Origin of the sequence: Myxosarcina sp. GI1, from assembly GCF_000756305.1 — a bacterium.
Classification (GTDB): Bacteria; Cyanobacteriota; Cyanobacteriia; order Cyanobacteriales; family Xenococcaceae; genus Myxosarcina.
The window spans coordinates 82,245-100,052 of sequence record NZ_JRFE01000029.1; the positions used below are offsets into that span (position 1 = coordinate 82,245).

A 17,808-nucleotide genomic window follows, 5' to 3' on the forward strand; every position below is an offset into this window, starting at 1 on the left:
ACAATCGCAGATAATAAACATAATAAGATATGATATCAACTACTATTTACCGACTATGCAGCTTCCTTCTGTATCGAGATGGCAAGATTGGCACCGTATGCGGCTTCCCGACCTGCAGCAGCTAAATTGGATTGAGTCTTACCTTGATTTAGTATTACTAGCTCTAATAGCAATTACCGATCTAAAAACTGAAGCTTTGTTACAAGCGGCTGAAGAATTAGATTTGAAAGTAATTAACGACCGCCTCAGTCGCTGGCAACAGAGTAAGCCAAACAAACGCAAACCAATAGAAGTAGCAGAAGCGCGATCGCTGGTATTAATTATCTGTCATTTAGCCAAACAGCATCAAGAATCACTTCGTCGCGCTGTCAGTCTTCTCGAACGCGTAGAACGGGAACATCGCGATGTCTGTGAAGTCACCTTGTTAAATAACTATATCGATAGATTTATTACTTTATATTGCCGCAAAAATGCTACGCCAGGAACTAATGTAGATTTGTCTACCCTAGCCTGGAAACTTTTGACAGACTTATTATTTTACAGTGGTGATAACGGTCATCGTCTACTCTGGCTGGCAATGGTAGATGCTGCTGATTCATAGGCTTTAGGCTTTAGGTGACTATTGTTATAGTAATTCTCTAAATGTTGACTACAGATTGATAAATTTTCCCTGCTCCCTGCTCCCTGTTCCCTCTGCCTTCCTCTATTCATCAACTTATGGCTTCTACACACTTACGCACTTATACTCCTCCTACCTGTACTCTTAAGATCGATTATTCGACCAAAAAAGTGGCAGGTAAACCTTATTTTTATTTGAGTTTTGACGATCCGCAAATTCCAGAAACACAGCAGACAACTATTAAAGGCGATCGCCAGCAGTTAGAACAGCTTTGCCAGGTTGTTTTCTGGCGTTTGCAAATCTATTTAAAGTCATCATTTTTGCCCTCTGAAAAGGTAGATAAGGCTATCTCTAACGAGATCGAACTAAATATGCAATCGCCTACCTCGGTCAATCACCAACTAATCGTTAATTTTGCAGATAATAATTCCTCAAAGATCGATTTAACTACGGTACAGCTATTCGACCTCGTTTCTGCTTTAGAAGCGTATACTACAGATCTCAATGCATTTCAACTCGAACCGCCCAAGCCCAAAAGAAATATGCTGGTTTGGGGAAGTTGTGCTGTAGCAGTAATTATCGTCGGTGGTTTGGCTACATTATCAATGAGAAACTCGCGACGACTAGAATCAACACCAGCTTCAGCCCCAGAAAAACCTACCGCTACTATTCCCGAATACCAAGAAGTGGTTCCCCCTCAAAAATCGGCAACAGAAACACCTATAGCCAATCCCAGATTAGAAGAACCCATATCATCGGCAAAAAAATTACCGCCGCCAGTACCAGTTGACGTACCCAAACCCCAACCCGATATTCCCGATCCCGCTGATTATCCTCCTGCCAAACCGTTTGACTTATCAGCTTTAGATCCGCCAGTGGCTCCTCCCAACCCAGAACCAAACATGACTGTCATTCCCGAAACTGCTGTAAAACCACAACCACCAAAGGATACTCAAACTGAAAAATCGCCAGGCAATACTGCTAATGCTAACTCATCTTCAACCGACAGCAATAATCCCAACGCTCCTCAATCTATTGCAGAAAATACTGCCAAAGCCAATGCCATGCCTGACTCTCCAAGCTCTCCGCTGGCACTAGATTTTAATAATCCTGTAGATAATCCAGAAAAATTTAATAACAACTTTAAAACAAACAACCTAGAATTAGCACCGGAAGCTAACAAGATTCCATCTAATCCCGATTTAAATGGCGATCGCCTGCAAACTAATAATAGTTCCGCTCTGGCTTTAAACAATTTGCCCTCTCAATCTCAATTTCAGCCTCAATTACGCCAGGTAAACCAGTACTTTCAGAAAAATTGGCAACCGCCAGAACAACTAAGAGAAACTATAGAATATCGCTTAGTTATCGATCGCCATGGCGCGATCGCTCGTATTTTTCCCATCGGTAAGGCTTCGCAGATATATCTCGATCGCACCAATATACCTTTGATGGGGGAAACTTTTATCACTCCTGCATCGACAAACCAGAATTTTACCGTTCGCTTGATGTTGAGTCCTGACGGAGAGGTTAATACATTTATCGAATAGTTATTAGTTATCCAGTTAACAGTTTTTATTTAGCGCAAGATACAAAATCGTAAGCGATAAATCTCGTATGTTAAATATTACAGATTTAAGCGAGCTACTTTCATCTAACACAATTTCAAAAATACCAGTTATCTATTAGTAATTTTTATTAACTTTAAATAAGTAATCGCGAGATAATAACCCAAACAACAACCAATAAATAATAACTAATAACCAATTATGGATTCTAGTTTAATTCTTTCTAATATTTTAAATCCGCCAGTTTTATTTTTTTTTATTGGATTATCGGCGGTTTTTTTAAAATCAGATTTAGAAATTCCTCAGCCTTTACCAAAACTTTTTTCCCTTTACTTGTTATTTGCCATTGGGTTTAAAGGCGGTCATGAAATTCATGAAAGTGGTATCAACGGAGAAATAGCTTTAACTTTAATTGCGGCAATTCTTTTAGCTGCTATAGTACCAATTTATTGCTTTTTTATTCTTAGATTAAAACTAGATGCTTATAACGCAGCAGCAGTAGCAGCATCCTATGGTTCTATTAGTGCCGTCACTTTTGTTACAGCTACTTCTTTTCTAGAGCAACAGGGTATGAATAATTACGGCGGTCACATGGTAGCGGCTCTAGCTCTTATGGAGTCTCCAGCAATTATTATTGGTTTAATTTTGGTGCGATTATTTACCAAGTCTAAAGAGAGTAAAGAAAATAGTGACGATAATTTTACCTGGACTGAAGTTTTACGAGAAGCTTTTTTAAATGGTTCGGTCTTTCTATTATTAGGAAGTTTAGTTGTAGGCATAATTACCAGCGAAAATGGTTGGCAAAGTTTAGAGGTCTTCACGGGAGAAATATTTTATGGTATGTTGACTTTTTTCCTGTTAGATATGGGCATTGTCGCCGCTAAAAGAATTGAAGCTTTAAAGAAAAGTGGTTCATTTATAATAGGATTTTCAATTTTAATGCCAGTATTTAATGCCTTAATTGGAATATTTATTGCTAAGGCAATTGGGATGTCGGTTCCTAACGCGCTTTTATTTACTGTTCTTACTGCTAGTGCTTCTTATATTGCCGTACCCGCAGCCATGCGTATGACCGTACCAGAAGCCAATCCCAGTCTCTATATTTCTATGGCTTTGGCATTAACTTTTCCGTTTAATATTATTATTGGCATTCCCGTTTATCTCGCAATTATCAATCGGGTGTGGGGCTAAAAAAAATTGGTGTTGTACCGTGATGGGATGGTTAAGCTCGTGCAGGGGAGCAGGTAGCAAGGGATATCAATTATTATTTAATCCGAATCATTCTGCAACTATGCAACGCCAAATTAATTACTTTCGTTTTATCGAGCGTCGATGATAGATTGACAGTAAAATAGTTGACAAATTTGCAGTTATCCGCTCTTTATGCAGTTAGTAAACGGTTTGCATTTTAAAAATATTCGCGGCGATTTGTTTGGCGGGATAACTGCGGCAGTCGTGGCTTTGCCTTTGGCTCTTGCTTTCGGCGTTTCTTCTGGAGCTGGAGCGATCGCTGGTCTTTATGGCGCGATTATAATTGGTTTTTTTGCCGCTCTATTTGGCGGTACTCCCTCACAGATTTCTGGACCTACAGGTCCGATGACTGTAGTTATGGCAACGGTTTTCTCACAGCTAGTTGCCAGTAATCCCAAAACTGGAGTTGCACTGGCTTTTACTACGGTTATGCTGGGGGGAATTTTTCAAATTATTTTTGGGCTGATGCGTCTGGGTAAATATATTACCCTCATGCCCTATACAGTGATTTCGGGGTTTATGTCTGGAGTTGGAGTAATTATTATCTTAATTCAACTCGGTCCCTTTCTGGGACATTCTCCTTCAGCTAATGTTATCGAATCGGTAAATCGAGTTCCCTACTTTCTCGCTCATGCTAATCTTGCTGCTGTCGGTTTGGGCATTTTAACTCTAGCCATCGTCTTTGGTTCTCCTGCTAAACTAACTCGCCTAATTCCTTCTCCTTTGCTGGCACTGATTATCGGCACTATAGCTGCGGTTTGTTTCCTTCCAGATAGCAATTTGCGTCTAATTGGTGATATACCTAGCGGACTGCCACGTTTGCAGTTACCGACCTTTAATGTCGCTCAATTTAGAGCGATATTTGGTTATGGCTTGATGTTGGCTGTTTTGGGTTCGATCGATTCTTTGCTTACTTCCTTAGTTGCCGATAATATTACTCATACTCAACACGATAGCGATCGCGAATTAATCGGTCAGGGAATTGGCAATCTGATTTCTGGTTTGTGTGGTGGGCTACCTGGGGCGGGTGCAACTATGCGAACTGTAATCAATGTCAAAACTGGTGGTAAGACTCCTATTTCGGGAATGATTCACGCTTTAGTCTTGCTAGTTATCGTGCTGAAGGCTGGCGAGTTGACCGCCAATATTCCTCATGCAGTTTTAGCGGGAATTTTAATCAAGGTTGGTATTGATATTATCGACTGGAGTTTTTTAAAACGCGCCCACAAAATTTCGCTCAAAGCGACGGGATTGATGTATATCGTTCTGTTTTTAACTGTTTTTGTAGATTTAATTACGGCAGTAGCCGTAGGGGTATTTTTTGCCAATTTACTAACAATTAAAAACTTGAGCGATATTCAAAGCAATCGGGTCAAAGCAATTACCAATCCCGATGATGATACAGATTTAAATACCGCTGAGAAACATCTGCTCAAGCGAGCTAGAGGAAAAATTTTATTATTCAATCTCAGCGGACCGATGAGTTTTGGTGCGGCGAAAACTATTTCTCAAAGAATGGGCATAGTTAGCAAATATGAGGTTCTGATTTTAGATCTCAGCGACGTACCTTTATTAGGGGTGACTGCTTCTTTGGCGATCGAAAATATGATTAAAGATGCCTATGAAAAAAAACACCAGGTATTTTTAGTTGGTGCTAAAGGTAAGGTAAAAGACAGATTGCAAAAACTACAGCTATTGAAATTATTAACCCCTAGCCACTGTTTCAACGAGCGGCTTTTTGCCTTACAAGAAGCAATTGCTGGTATCGAATCTTCTGGTGTTAGAGATAATAAAATTGTTAATTCAGAAAACTCTGGCTCCAACCAGATCGAGTAAAATCGATCTATATCGAGATTTCAACCAGCATGGTAGGCAAGAAGGAACGTGCATCCAGTTAGCAGAATAGAAATAATAGTTGCTTCTCAAGAAGCTGAAAAAATTATCAAGGTTTTTGATAATATAGGTGTTCCAAATTACACCATAATTAGTAATGTGACTGGTAAAGGTGATTTTGGCACTATATCCGACGATATGAATCTGGGCAGCAGTCAACTAAGTAATGACTTTATAATATGCTACTGTTCTCCAGATAAAGCCAAACCCATAATCGAAAAAATCAGACCCATTCTTAATAAGTATGGCGGTGTCTGCTATCTTTCAGATGCAATGGAAATTCGCTCGATTCACTGCGTAGCCGCACTATAATGGTCTGTGCCTATTCACCTACACTAAGCTGAAGCAGTAAAATTTGTTTGCACATACATTCAATTGCTAAGATGAGCGATCGCATCAGTTCGGAATCTTCTCCATAGTGGGCTGGTACTAAATTAGTTATTTGCTGGCTATTAGTTACTTTCTCCCGATGTTCCCATTTTTCTGCCGAGGAGTGTTCTGGAAAAATACCAAAGGCAATACCTTCATATTGATTGATTGCGGTAAAACAAGGGATATCCGAGGTACCATCGCCAACGTAGATTGTTTGATTGAGAGGGACGTGCAGTTCTTCAATAGGAATATCGCGGTAATTGTAAATTAAATCTTGCTCGTTTTCGGCATCGATACCCTTAGAAAGATAATATAAATAGTGGGTTTTTTCCGTATGAGTCATTTGCTGTTTGAGAAATTGAATTTCTCCGTTCTGCTCATATGCCAGTTCGCAACCCCACATCTGAGTAAAATGTTTGGCAATAGAAGTATTGCGAGCGATATCGACAAACCCACCGCTAATTAGATAATATTCAACCTCTACTTCTGGAACTAATTCTCGTGCTTTTTGACGAAGGCAATCGAACATTTCTGGCACGCCTTCAATGGGACGTACTTTTTTACCCAAATTAGCCAACCGTTCGTAAGTAATTTTATCTTTGCCTTCTCTTTGTCTCGACTCTTGAATTAGACAATACGTTCTAGCTAAATATTTGTGCCAACCCTGTTTAACTAAAGGCTCGACGCGATCGCGCTCGAAGGCTTCGAGATCTAGTTGGCAATCTTTTAATAAAATATCAAAGCTATCGTCTGGAATTAGAGTTTCATCAAAGTCAAAGACAACTGCAATACGATTGGAAAGTGGTTTGGTGGCGTAGCCCATCTCTCAATTGGTTTCCTAAAATTAGTGGGTTTGTCAATATAATACACTATTGTTGTAATACATTATTGTTACTTAAATATGTATTTATTGAATAGTGTTAAATGTCAAATACTAAATGTATTTAATAATTAAATATAGAAATAAAGATAATAATCTATGAAATGGATTGAATGGGCGAGAAAACTCCAAGCTATTAGCCAAACAGGACTGCATTTTTCCCAAGAGCGATACGATCGCGAAAGATACGAGCAAATAAGAGAGTTAGCTGCGGAAATTATGGCAGAACATACTTCTCTATCTAAGCCAGAATTGCTTGAGCTTAATGCTAACGAATTTGGTTACGCTACTCCTAAAGTGGATGTGCGGGGAGCTATTTTTAAAGACGACAAAATCTTGCTGGTGCGAGAAATTGCCGATGCAGGAAGATGGACGTTACCTGGTGGGTGGGCAGATGTCAACGAAATTCCATCGCAAGCGGTAACTCGGGAGGTGTTAGAAGAATCTGGATTTGAGACAAAAGTTAGCAAATTGCTAGCCGTTTACGATCGCGAATGGCAAAAACACACTCCATCATATCCCCATAGCGTCTACAAACTTTTTTTTCAGTGTGAAATTATTGGCGGAGAACCTCGAATTAATGCTGAAGTTAGTGAAATTGCTTTTTTTGGTATCACCGAAATACCCGAACTATCAGATTCGAGAGTCAAAAAATCGCAATTGTTGAGGTTTTTCGAGCATTATCGAGAGCCTACCTTACCCACAGATTTCGATTAATGCTCGAACCAATTTGAGTCAGGGATAGCTACTCTCTATTCTGGTTTTGCGATCGCGCTATTAGTAAAATCCTCAGTATCAACTCGTCTTAGCTGACAGGTGTAGATTGAAAGTCTTCTATTGAAGTAAACTCAGATAATTTAACAGATTGAATTTCGCATTCAGCTACAGTCCGAAAACCTTAAGCAATCAAAAGCTTTTTGCCAGGTGCTAATTTATTCATAACTAACTCTGGAGCTAAAAAGCCAACTTCTGCTTCATCTATAAATGAGTCTTGAGTTTTATCGTTTGCAGTCAAAAACTTGAGAACGATACTAAACATTTCATCAGATTCGTCAAACCTTGCAGTAGCAGCATAAACGGAACTAGTTGGAGGCGTTCTACCGCCCTGTTTCGGCGATCGCCAATGAACTTTTGCCGTTGCTAAAACTTTAATGGTCACGGTTATTGTCAAATCTCAATGCTCAAAGATTCCACTGTACTGAAGAATATCGAGCTTTACAAATAGAGGAACGGTTTGAAAACACTGCTGTGCTAATTCATAGCGATCTTCTCGCTTTAACATTGTTATCAGCTTGTCTCTGACATCTATTAAATAGCGAACATCGTTAGCCGCATAGTTTAGCTGTTCGATTGTCAAATTATCTGCATTACCCCAGTCAGAACTTTGAGCGCGTTTGTCTAACTCTACTGTCGCTAGTTCTGCTACCAGACTTTTCAAACCATGACTGGAAGTGTAGGTACGAGCTAACTTACTGGCAATTTTGGTACAAAAAATCGGTGTAGTTTCTATACCAAAGGTATAGAGAAACTGAGCTACGTCAAAGCGAGCATAGTGAAAAATTTTTGTTACCTCTGTGGCAGTTAGTAGTTTTTCGAGGTTGGGGGCTGAAGTTTGCCCCTTGGCAATACGAACGGCGCTAACATAACCTAAAGAATCGCATAGCTGCACCAAACACAGGCGATCGCGCCCTATAACCAAACCCATTGTTTCGGTATCTACAGCAATAGTATCTTCGGCTAAATAACGAGCTAGGGTTGCTCCATCGATATCTTCATCAAAAAGCTGTACGTTACCTAAAACCATATCAAATTACTTTTCCAAAATAAAAATTTGCGTAAAATAGTATTCGCCCTGGCTATTTTTAGCAATTCCAATTCCTGTTAAATTATAATTGCCTAACATATTGTGGCGATGGCTCGGACTGTCAATCCATCCATCAACTGCTTGCTTGGCAGGCTTAGCGTATCCTGAATTGTAAGCCAAATTTTCCGCCGCACGCCGATAGGATATTTTTCCCGACAGAGCTTGTACTCGTCCTTTAAAGCCTTCATGACTAAAGGATACTTGCCCTTGCGCCATATTTTTGCTGTGAGTTTTAGCTTGCTGACTAATTGCTGAATTCAATGACAGTGGCGGTAGATTTTTGGTACTGCGGTACTGATTTACACCGTCGAGAATCGACTGTTTTAAATTTGTCAACTCATCCTCGGCTGAAACCGCAGCAATAGAATTGTAACCTTCTTGTCGAATAAGTGGCACAGTGCTTTGCGCCGACTTAGAGAGATAGCCAGATATCGTGAAGACAACAAAAGTTAGCAGCAACTTAGCTATGTGTAACGCTTTCGGTTTTGAATAGCTAGACATTGAAATTAGTAATTTTAACTTTTGACTTTTAAATCGCGGCGCATTCCCTTGCGTCTTTCGCCGACGCGGGGTCGCCGCTCCTTTTAACTTTTTTAAATTACAACTTATCTCCTAAATACTTAGCTACTGTTTGTACATCTTTGTCACCCCTTCCCGAACAGTTAATAACAATGTGGGAATTACCTTGGAGTTGAGGACAGAGTTTTTCTAGATAGGCAAAAGCATGAGCCGTTTCTAATGCCGGGATGATGCCCTCTAGTTCTGAGAGCAGACACAAAGCATCAACTGCTTCTACATCGGTAATGCTGTAATATTCTGCCCGCTTGGTGTCTTTAAGATAGCTGTGTTCTGGTCCTACGCCTGGATAGTCTAAACCCGCACTAATTGAATGTGCCTCTATAATTTGACCCTGAGTATCCTGTAGCAAATAGCTCATAGCACCATGTAATACACCAGGGCTGCCTTTAGTGAGGGTAGCGGCATGTTTGCCAGAAGCTACGCTTTCTCCTGCGGCTTCCACTCCTATTAGGCGCACTTTGGTGTCAGCAATAAATTCATAAAATAGACCCATAGCATTAGAACCACCACCTACACAGGCAATTAAGATATCTGGCAAGCCATTCCATTTTTCTTGAGACTGGCGACGGGTTTCGCTACCGATAACGGCGTGAAAGTCGCGAACCATCATCGGGTAGGGATGGGGTCCCGCTACCGAACCCAAAATGTAGTGAGTGGTTTCGACATTAGTTACCCAATCTCTAATCGCTTCTGAGGTGGCATCTTTAAGAGTGCCAGTCCCAGCAGATACAGGCTCTACTTTCGCACCTAATAACCGCATCCTAAATACGTTTAGCTTTTGACGTTCCATGTCGCGAACGCCCATATAAATGATGCACTCGATGCCAAATCGCGCACAAACTGTTGCTGTAGCTACTCCATGCTGTCCCGCACCCGTTTCGGCAATAATGCGCTTTTTACCCATGCGAATGGCAAGTAAAGCTTGTGCGATCGCATTATTAATTTTATGCGCTCCCGTATGATTGAGGTCTTCCCGTTTGAGATATATTTCTGGTGTAAAATCGGGGCGAGTATAGTGCTGGCTGAGACGTTCGGCGAAATACAGCGGACTGGGTCTGCCGACATAATCTTTTAACAGTCCCTGTAGCTCGTTTAAAAAGTCTGGATCGTTTTTGTATTTGGCGTAAGCCGTTTCTAATTCGGCTAAAGCTGGCATTAGCGTTTCGGGAACGTATTTACCACCGTAAGCACCAAAACGTCCCAAATTGTCTGGTAACTGAGCCGCAGCGCGATCGCTGTTTAGGGGTGTAGCAGTCATAAAAATAAAATTATGTATATTTGGCAGTTTTTAAATATTGTAGATGGTAATTCCATTTCATACTTAAATGATGGCGTAAACAAGATCGAGACATACAATAATTAGAGTCGATTTGTATCTTCATCTAGTGTCATCATCTCCAACTCGCCTTCTCATTGCTGCTAGCGGTACGGGTGGTCATTTATTTCCCGCCCTCGCTTTAGCCCAACAGCTACCCGACTATGAAATTGAGTGGTTAGGGGTTCCCAATCGTTTGGAAACTACTTTAGTACCAGAGAGTTATCCACTCAATACAATTTCTGTAGAAGGTTTTCAACAACGTCTGGGTTTTAAGTCATTTAAAATTATTTCTCGCTTTTTATTCTCAATACTTCAAGTACAAAAACTAATTAAAGCCAAGCAGATTGATGCTGTAGTAACTACAGGTGGCTATATCGCTGCGCCTGCTATTTTAGCGGCTCGTCTGCAGCAAAAACCCACAATTTTGCACGAAGCTAACTTTATTCCTGGTAAAGTTACCCGCTTTCTGTCTCGCTGGTGTGATGCGATCGCTCTAGGCTTTGAAGGAACGGCTCGCTATTTACCCAAAGTACCAACTACCTATGTTGGTACGCCAGTTCGCTTGCAGTTTCGCCAACCCCAAACTTTGGATTTACCCATTCCCGATGAAGCAACCTTAATTGTAGTAGCTGGCGGTTCTCAAGGTGCAGTAGCAGTTAATAAACTGGTTCGCGCCGCAGCACCTCAATGGTTGAGCAGGGGAGCATATATCGTTCATTTGACTGGCAATAACGATCCCGATGTCGAGACTTTACAACATCCTCAATATATATCTCTGCCTTTTTATGAAAACATGGCAGGATTGTTGCAAAGAGCTAACTTAGCTATTTCTCGTGCTGGTGCGGGAACTCTAACCGAACTCGCCGTTACTGGTACGCCAGCGATCTTAATTCCCTATCCTTATGCTGCTGAAGATCATCAGGCATACAATGCTAGAGAGTTTGCCAGGGCTGGTGCGGCGGTAGTTTATCAACAATCAAAACTAACTGCCGAAATTCTCGATCGACAGGTAATTGAGTTATTAGATTCTCCCTCACGGCTACAGAATATGACCGACAAAGCAGTTTCACTGGCAGTAAGCGATAGTGCAGAAAGACTGGCTAATTTGGTTCGTACTGCGATTAATAAATAAAACTGTGATGTTTAAGCTTACAGTTCACTTACCATAAATATTCACTTGAACTCGACATCTTTTAAGTATTTTTGTTTTGCTTTTGCTCTCAATGAATAAAGTCGAGCTTAGTCAAAGTAAAAGAGCGATCGCGCCTCAAACAAGCAATTTGGCGTTTGCTTAAACTGGGAGTCAATCTCTTCCATTCTTCTGAGGAAAGTTTAAATTCACTCAGGGCAATTTTAGGTATTCTAGAAGTATAGCCAAAAGTAATAGAATAACGATTGCGCTTTGCTGGTTTGGCTCGATGAAAAATATTGCAGGGATCGACGATTGCTACACTTCCTGCTTTGCCAGTACAGGTTTTCCAATGTTGAGGAGCAATAACTTTAGACATGGCTTCATCGTCTACAAATCCCGTTGTATAGTTAAGAGAGTCTCTAACTCGTGCGGTTTGCGATCGCGGTATGTATTCAAACGGTCCTTTACCAATTCCTACATGATTGAGATATATGATAATCTTAACCATTCTTTCATCGTCAATATCTAAATGCCATTGTCTGGCATCGGTTATGGGTGCATCGGCAACATCTCGTCGCAGATCGACACCATGAAAAAGTAGAGGCAGACCGATATAATTTTCGATGATATCTAATAATCTTTCTGCCAATCCCCATAACATGATTTCCAGATGAGAGAATTTGCGTAATGCAGGTATACCTGCCCGCCAACCTTGTCGATTATAAAAAGTGTAAAGCTGTGGCTGAAGATTTTTTAAATCTCGTAGAAATCTTTTGGTATGGGGTAATTGTAATTCTGCCAGAGAAGTCAGATAAATTCCTTCAGTGTGAAGGGCTTCTACGATTTTAGTATCTTCTGGAGACAACGGAGGAAGGCGTTTAGCATATTTTTTTTGTTTTAAACTGCGATCAAAACTACTGAGAGAAGGCAACTTTAAATTTTTATGGACAGCTGTTTTAAATTTATTAGTGCCTTTTTTGAGTTTGCGACTAACTTTGTTTAAAGTAGTTTCTATCGGATTTACTAGTTTTAAGACGCTGTCGATCGCCGCTTTAAGATCGACTATATTATAGGGCTTAACTATATAAGCTTGAGGTTGTGTCGGTCTGGCTCTTTTTAACGTTGCTTTATCAGAAAAAGAAGTAATATAAACAACTGGAATATTGTATTTGTCGAGAATTTTCTCGCTAACTGTAATACCATCCATATCACCTTTAATCGCAATATCCATCAGGATTAAATCTGGCTTAGTGTTTTCGATTTTTTTCAGCGCCTGAATTCCCATGTCTGCTATGCCAGCAACTTTATAACCATTACGTTCTAAATCTAGTGCCAGGCTAGCAGCAGCGATTGCTTCATCTTCAACAATAAAAATGCTAATTTGATTCATATCTTTAGCTCCACTGCCTCTTTTAAAATTTTCAACAAATTAGAAAATTGAAAAGGTTTGATTATATAAAAATAATTACCAGCTAATTTTGCTTGCTGTTTGGTTTCAAGATCGGAAAAAGCAGTTTGATAAACAATAGCAATATTACTTTTTTCTTGAAGGCGACGAGCGGTTTCAATACCGTTTAAATTACCCCGCAGTAAAATATCCATTAAAACAATATTTGGTCGATCCTTCTCTACCATCTCCAAAGCTTTTTCACCAGAATTTGCAATTCCGACAACTCTATAATCGTTACGTTTTAAAAAATTAGATAAATTATAAGCAGGTATTAACTCATCTTCGACAATTAAAATAGATATTTTAGACATAATTTTTCTCTTTGTTTCAAATACGACTTTCGTATTCTAGTTCCGCAAAAGTAAGTTGTATAGCCGTGCCTTTTGAGGAAGAATGGGTTTGCAATTCTGCGCTTAACTGCATTGATAATAGATTAACAAGTCGCAAACCCAAAGAAGTCGAATTTTCTAGATCGAAATTTTCGGGTATTCCGATGCCATTATCGCTAATATTTAAGTGATGTAAAACTCCATCAGAACTAAAATTAATTTTTATTTGACCACAACTATTATCTGGAAAAGCATGTTTATATGAATTAGTAATTATTTCATTAATCAGCAAGCCACAGGGAATAGCTGTTTCTAAATTTAACTCCAGAAATATTAAATTCATTTCAAAATTAATGTTTCTGGTATCTGTATTATGAACGCTACAAAAGTTTTCGATCAGACTTTGTATGTATTTGGCAAAATCGATCCGCGATAAGTCGGTAGAGTTATAAAGCTGTTCGTGAATCAAAGCGATACTACGAATTCTATTCTTACTATCAATAAACATATTAATAATTTGTTCATCTTCAATATAGTCAGTTTGAAGATTTAACATACTACTAATAATATTGAGGTTATTTTTGACGCGATGATGAATCTCTTTTAATAATATTTCTTTTTCCCTAAGAGAATTTTGAAGTTTGTTTTGTGTTTCTTTTCTTTCTTGTAACTCAACTTCTAGTTGATGATAAACTTCAGATTGTTTGATGGCGATCGCTAAGCGATCGCTCAACTCACACAACAACTCTATTTCTAATTCCGTCCATTTACGATAGTAACTACATTGATGCGCGATTAAAAATCCCCAAAGATTTGTATTATAAATAATTGGAACGACGATCTTCGATTTAACGCACAAATGCTCTAAAAATTTTACCAGACACGGAAAACTTTCTTGATATTCTTGTCGAACATCGCTAATTGCTTTGTATGCTTGCTGTCGTATTTTATTTTGACAAAATAATGGCAAAGTTTCTTCAGGAAATTCAGAACCTAAAATCGAAGAATAATCGGACGTTACAGATTCAGTAACTATTTTTCCAGAACCTCCTGGTAAAATTTTATAGATGACAATACGATCGAGTTTTAAACTCCGACAGAGTTCTGACACAGTAGTATTCAAAATCTCTTCTAGATTGAGAGAATTACGAATTTTGTAAGTTATATCTGTTAATAATTTAGACTTAGTATTTTCGATTTCTAGCTTGGTTTTTTGATCTTGTAAATGTTTGACCTGCTGCCTTAACTTTATATTTTTGAATCGATTCCACTATCATGCAATAAGCAATTTTGGCTATTGTTATTTATTTTGTAGTTTTCAACAATGTGATATTATTTGCTACTTCAGAAAAACATTACGCGCAAGTAGAGGTCTTAAAATCACGTACTTTTGACCGATCGCCAGTTACGTACAAATTTTAGTCTAAGTATGTATAATTCAAATCTATTAACGGTTTTACGAACAAAAGACGAATTAAATAAATATTATTCTATCTTTAGAAGGAAAAAAAAATAGCTCGATCGTTCTTTAATGATTTTAGATTGTCGCAGCACAACTTTACTTTTAGCTATAGACAACTTTTATTATGGAACTAATCAAAGAAGACTTAAAGACGAATCCAGCCATAGTAGCTGACAAAATTGTCAATAGTCCCTTAGTTGTAAAAAACTTACAGCAGCATTCATTAAAACAAGTATTAGCCGCCTTAAGCGATCGCGCCGTATCGAATTCGGAAAATATTCTAGAACGTGCAGCCAAAGCAGTAGGGCTAAAACCAAACATTATAGTTGAAAAAACTGTTACTATCGATCGCGCTGCAACAGAACTATATAATTACTGGCGAGACTTAACTAATTTACCTACTTTTATGGGTCATTTAAAATCGGTAACTCATAAAGATGAAGCAGGTAAAGTGTCTCACTGGGTTGCTGATGCTCCTTTAGATTTTACCGTAGAATGGGATGCCGAAATTGTTAGAGACGAACCAGGACATCTTATCGCCTGGAGTGCCTTAGAAAATGCTCAAATCGACAATTGCGGATTCGTACGCTTTCAACCAGCTACAGGCGGACGCGGCACTCAAGTAAAGGTAGTTTTAGAATATCAGCCTCCAGGAGGAGCATTAACAGATGCGATCGCCTCACTCTTTGGCGAATCTCCTCAAGAACAAATTGGCGACGAACTAAATCGTTTCAAACAGTTAATGGAAACTGGAGAAATTGCTACTACTGAAGGTCAACCCCAAGGTTCTTAAAGCATCGATCGAACTAAAAAGTTTTCTTCAAGGCGATTGAAAGCTTCCAAACCAACCACACACCATACAAATATTTAAAATTATGAAAGCCGTATGTTGGCACGATAAACACGATGTACGAGTAGAAACCGTACCCGATCCCACAATTCTCAATCCCCGTGATGCCATTATCAAAATAACTTCCACCGCTATTTGTGGTTCCGATTTGCATCTATACGAAGGCAACATTCCCACAATGGAATCGGGCGATATTCTGGGTCACGAATTTATGGGAGAAGTAGTCGAAGTCGGTCGAGAAGTCAAAAACCTGAAAAAAGGCGATCGCGTCGTAGTTCCTTTTACTATTGCCTGTGGTGGCTGTTTTTTCTGCAAAAAAGATTTGTGGTCGCTATGCGATAACTCTAACCCCAATACCTGGATGGCAGAGAAATTTTACGGGCATTCTCCATCTGCTATTTATGGTTACTCTCATTTACTTGGAGGATATGCAGGGGGTCAAGCTCAATACGCCCGCGTTCCCTATGCCGATGTCGGACCTATAAAAATTCCCGATGGCTTAGAAGACGATAAGGTTTTATTTTTGACCGATATTTTTCCTACTGGCTACATGGCAGCCGAAAATGCTGATATCGAACCAGGAGATACAGTGGCAGTATGGGGCTGTGGACCCGTAGGGCAGTTTGCCATTAAAAGTGCCTATATGCTGGGCGCAGAAAGAGTAATCGCCATCGATCGCTTTCCCGAACGTCTGCTCATGGCACAAGAACAGGGTAATGCCGAGGTAATTAACTACGAGGAAATAGATCCTGGTGAAGCCCTGAAAGAAATGACTGGCGGTAGAGGACCCGATCGCTGTATTGATGCAGTAGGTTTAGAAGCGCACGGCACCGATGCCATGGCAGTCTACGACGAGATAAAACAGGGTGTCAAACTAGAAACGGGTAGACCTACAGCGTTAAGACAGGCAATTGTCGCCTGTCGTAAAGGAGGAACGGTTTCAATTCCTGGGGTATACGGCGGCTTTGCCGATAAAATACCTTTAGGAGCAATTGTTAATAAAGCCTTAACCTTGCGATCTGGGCAAACTCACGTTCAGAAATATCTTCAGCCTTTATTAGAGCGAATTCAACAAGAAGAAATCGATCCCTCCTTTGTAATTTCTCATCGCCTGAATATTGAAGATGCGCCCAAAGGCTATGAAATATTTCGCAACAAGAAAGATAACTGTACCAAAGTAGTTCTCAAACCGTAGAAAAGTAGAAAGTAATTTAGGCTCTGGGGAATAGGGAACAGATAATAAGTGAATTATTGTGGCTAACCAATAGCTATTCACTATTCACTATTCACTATTCACTACTCCCTACTTTCCTAAGTTTCTATTTATTAAACTCTTCCTTTGCTTTCTTTTTCTCTTGACAAAAATCTATTTCAAAAGATTGAGCATAGATCTAACCTTTAGCCGAAACATCTATTTGAGCGTTCTGTCAAGCTAAAAGCAAAGATAAATAAGTCTAACATCTAATTTTCAGGAGGATTGCAATGGGAATAGATGATATGTTCAAAGGAATTAAACGCGATTTAGAACAAAGAGTTCGTGGCGATCGCGAAGATGAAGAGGGTAGTTATCGCAGAGGCGATGACGATGAACGTCGTAGCTACCGCGACTATGATGACGAAGATCGCCGTTACCGCAGAGGCGACGATGACGATGATGAGCGTCGTAGCTACCGCGACGATGATGATGAACGTCGTAGCTACCGCAGAGGCGATGATGACGACGAAGACCGCCGTTACCGCAGAGGCGATGATGACGATGACGATGATGACTAAAAGCTTAAATCAATTTGAAATAAGTTTGTAGCGTTAATTAGAGCGCAAACGCTTTATTTAACAGTTCTAACTTTCATCACTCTGTTTTGTTTGTCTGGCGATCGCAACCGATTAATAATTTGTCATAAACTCGTTCGCAGATCGCCTACCAGATTTACTAAAGATTACTACCAGATTTACTAAAGATTATCTGAGTCAATCTCTATGAACTTCGTCGAATTGACAGACAAGAACTAAATCTAACCTTTTTAGTTTGGCAAAAGCAGCATTGACTACCGTTACTTTTGCCCAACTTGGAAGGATAGGAACGGTTCGGACAAACCCCTATTGCCTCCCAAGCTAAGATCTGTAGATCTCAAGGAGATTATAATGTTTTATCACAAAAAACGTATGCAACTGTAATCTTTTTGAAATATACTGGAGTAGGCAAACTTGATGCTTTTAAGTAAGTAACAAGTAAGTAAGAAA

General features: G+C 39.6%; 18 protein-coding genes. 10 read left to right on the plus strand and 8 right to left on the minus strand.

The genetic code is table 11. From position 1 onward, the window contains the following. Positions 1-55 precede the first annotated feature (55 nt). The 5 genes from KV40_RS23000 (at position 56) to KV40_RS23020 (ending at position 5,643) form a co-directional block, all read left to right on the plus strand. Entirely contained in the window at positions 56-601 is a 546-nt protein-coding gene (locus KV40_RS23000) for a DUF3038 domain-containing protein (protein ID WP_036486381.1), read from the plus strand. Positions 602-717: 116 nt separating this feature from the next. Beyond that, complete coding sequence (locus KV40_RS23005) at positions 718-2,169, plus strand: DUF4335 domain-containing protein (RefSeq protein ID WP_036486383.1); 1,452 nt, start codon at positions 718-720, stop codon at positions 2,167-2,169. Between the two features lie 219 nt (positions 2,170-2,388). Continuing rightward, positions 2,389-3,378, plus strand: coding sequence for a sodium-dependent bicarbonate transport family permease (locus KV40_RS23010; protein ID WP_036486385.1), 990 nt, complete (start codon positions 2,389-2,391; stop codon positions 3,376-3,378). A 192-nt stretch (positions 3,379-3,570) separates the two neighbouring features. Next, entirely contained in the window at positions 3,571-5,274 is a 1,704-nt protein-coding gene (locus KV40_RS23015; protein ID WP_036486387.1) for a SulP family inorganic anion transporter, read from the plus strand. 48 nt (positions 5,275-5,322) lie between these two features. After that, the gene (locus tag KV40_RS23020; protein ID WP_036486389.1) at positions 5,323-5,643 is read left to right on the plus strand and encodes a P-II family nitrogen regulator; all 321 of its coding nucleotides are present in this window, start codon (positions 5,323-5,325) and stop codon (positions 5,641-5,643) included. 10 nt (positions 5,644-5,653) lie between these two features. On the opposite strand, the gene KV40_RS23025 is transcribed toward KV40_RS23020, so the two are convergent. Then, positions 5,654-6,526: an HAD family hydrolase gene (locus tag KV40_RS23025; RefSeq protein WP_036486391.1), complete on the minus strand. Its 873-nt coding sequence runs from the start codon at positions 6,524-6,526 to the stop codon at positions 5,654-5,656. 156 nt (positions 6,527-6,682) lie between these two features. Between KV40_RS23025 and KV40_RS23030 the strand changes: the two genes are divergently transcribed. Then, the gene (locus tag KV40_RS23030; RefSeq protein WP_036486393.1) at positions 6,683-7,300 is read left to right on the plus strand and encodes an NUDIX hydrolase; all 618 of its coding nucleotides are present in this window, start codon (positions 6,683-6,685) and stop codon (positions 7,298-7,300) included. A 181-nt stretch (positions 7,301-7,481) separates the two neighbouring features. Here the strand turns inward: KV40_RS23030 and KV40_RS23035 are convergent, their stop codons facing one another. The 4 genes from KV40_RS23035 to trpB form a co-directional block, all read right to left on the minus strand. After that, entirely contained in the window at positions 7,482-7,742 is a 261-nt protein-coding gene (locus KV40_RS23035; RefSeq protein WP_036486395.1) for a hypothetical protein, read from the minus strand. Between the two features lie 15 nt (positions 7,743-7,757). Continuing rightward, on the minus strand, positions 7,758-8,387 hold the full coding sequence (locus tag KV40_RS23040) for a ribonuclease D (RefSeq protein ID WP_036486397.1): 630 nt from the start codon (positions 8,385-8,387) through the stop codon (positions 7,758-7,760). A gap of 6 nt (positions 8,388-8,393) precedes the next feature. Further along, complete coding sequence (locus KV40_RS23045) at positions 8,394-8,843, minus strand: CAP domain-containing protein (protein WP_253274363.1); 450 nt, start codon at positions 8,841-8,843, stop codon at positions 8,394-8,396. A 202-nt stretch (positions 8,844-9,045) separates the two neighbouring features. After that, positions 9,046-10,284 (minus strand): tryptophan synthase subunit beta, encoded by a 1,239-nt coding sequence (gene trpB / locus KV40_RS23050; protein WP_036486401.1) that lies wholly within the window; start codon positions 10,282-10,284, stop codon positions 9,046-9,048. A gap of 127 nt (positions 10,285-10,411) precedes the next feature. Here trpB and murG point away from each other — a divergent pair, with 127 nt between their 5' ends. Beyond that, positions 10,412-11,476: an undecaprenyldiphospho-muramoylpentapeptide beta-N-acetylglucosaminyltransferase gene (gene murG, locus KV40_RS23055; RefSeq protein ID WP_036486402.1), complete on the plus strand. Its 1,065-nt coding sequence runs from the start codon at positions 10,412-10,414 to the stop codon at positions 11,474-11,476. 88 nt (positions 11,477-11,564) lie between these two features. Here murG and KV40_RS34285 read toward each other — a convergent pair whose 3' ends face one another. The 3 genes from KV40_RS34285 to KV40_RS23075 are packed head-to-tail and all read right to left on the minus strand — an operon-like array spanning position 11,565 to position 14,507. Next, a complete protein-coding gene (locus tag KV40_RS34285) occupies positions 11,565-12,866 on the minus strand; it encodes a response regulator (RefSeq protein WP_052055861.1) in 1,302 nt (433 codons plus the stop codon). Beyond that, positions 12,863-13,237: a response regulator gene (locus tag KV40_RS23070; RefSeq protein WP_036486404.1), complete on the minus strand. Its 375-nt coding sequence runs from the start codon at positions 13,235-13,237 to the stop codon at positions 12,863-12,865. Before KV40_RS23070 ends, KV40_RS34285 begins: the two co-directional genes overlap by 4 nt. A gap of 16 nt (positions 13,238-13,253) precedes the next feature. Beyond that, entirely contained in the window at positions 13,254-14,507 is a 1,254-nt protein-coding gene (locus KV40_RS23075) for a histidine kinase dimerization/phosphoacceptor domain -containing protein (protein ID WP_371260820.1), read from the minus strand. Positions 14,508-14,841: 334 nt separating this feature from the next. Between KV40_RS23075 and KV40_RS23080 the strand changes: the two genes are divergently transcribed. The 3 genes from KV40_RS23080 to KV40_RS23090 all read left to right on the plus strand — a co-directional run bounded on the left by KV40_RS23080 (position 14,842) and on the right by KV40_RS23090 (position 17,340). Further along, positions 14,842-15,510, plus strand: coding sequence for an SRPBCC family protein (locus KV40_RS23080; protein ID WP_052055863.1), 669 nt, complete (start codon positions 14,842-14,844; stop codon positions 15,508-15,510). An 82-nt stretch (positions 15,511-15,592) separates the two neighbouring features. Next, positions 15,593-16,762 carry a zinc-dependent alcohol dehydrogenase gene (locus KV40_RS23085; protein ID WP_036486406.1) on the plus strand — a complete coding sequence of 390 codons (1,170 nt, stop codon included), beginning with the start codon at positions 15,593-15,595 and terminating at the stop codon, positions 16,760-16,762. Positions 16,763-17,049: 287 nt separating this feature from the next. After that, on the plus strand, positions 17,050-17,340 hold the full coding sequence (locus KV40_RS23090; protein ID WP_036486408.1) for a hypothetical protein: 291 nt from the start codon (positions 17,050-17,052) through the stop codon (positions 17,338-17,340). The last annotated feature ends 468 nt before the right edge of the window (positions 17,341-17,808 follow it).

Excerpts from the sequence above, each read along its gene's own strand:
- KV40_RS23000 (WP_036486381.1), top strand. The coding sequence starts at position 56 with ATGCAGCTTCCTTCTGTATCGAGATGGCAAGATTGGCACCGTATGCGG.
- KV40_RS23005 (WP_036486383.1), top strand. The coding sequence starts at position 718 with ATGGCTTCTACACACTTACGCACTTATACTCCTCCTACCTGTACTCTT.
- KV40_RS23010 (WP_036486385.1), top strand. The coding sequence starts at position 2,389 with ATGGATTCTAGTTTAATTCTTTCTAATATTTTAAATCCGCCAGTTTTA.
- KV40_RS23015 (WP_036486387.1), top strand. The coding sequence starts at position 3,571 with ATGCAGTTAGTAAACGGTTTGCATTTTAAAAATATTCGCGGCGATTTG.
- KV40_RS23025 (WP_036486391.1), bottom strand. The coding sequence starts at position 6,526 with ATGGGCTACGCCACCAAACCACTTTCCAATCGTATTGCAGTTGTCTTT.
- KV40_RS23030 (WP_036486393.1), top strand. The coding sequence starts at position 6,683 with ATGAAATGGATTGAATGGGCGAGAAAACTCCAAGCTATTAGCCAAACA.
- KV40_RS23040 (WP_036486397.1), bottom strand. The coding sequence starts at position 8,387 with ATGGTTTTAGGTAACGTACAGCTTTTTGATGAAGATATCGATGGAGCA.
- trpB (WP_036486401.1), bottom strand. The coding sequence starts at position 10,284 with ATGACTGCTACACCCCTAAACAGCGATCGCGCTGCGGCTCAGTTACCA.
- KV40_RS34285 (WP_052055861.1), bottom strand. The coding sequence starts at position 12,866 with ATGAATCAAATTAGCATTTTTATTGTTGAAGATGAAGCAATCGCTGCT.
- KV40_RS23070 (WP_036486404.1), bottom strand. The coding sequence starts at position 13,237 with ATGTCTAAAATATCTATTTTAATTGTCGAAGATGAGTTAATACCTGCT.
- KV40_RS23080 (WP_052055863.1), top strand. The coding sequence starts at position 14,842 with ATGGAACTAATCAAAGAAGACTTAAAGACGAATCCAGCCATAGTAGCT.
- KV40_RS23085 (WP_036486406.1), top strand. The coding sequence starts at position 15,593 with ATGAAAGCCGTATGTTGGCACGATAAACACGATGTACGAGTAGAAACC.
- KV40_RS23090 (WP_036486408.1), top strand. The coding sequence starts at position 17,050 with ATGGGAATAGATGATATGTTCAAAGGAATTAAACGCGATTTAGAACAA.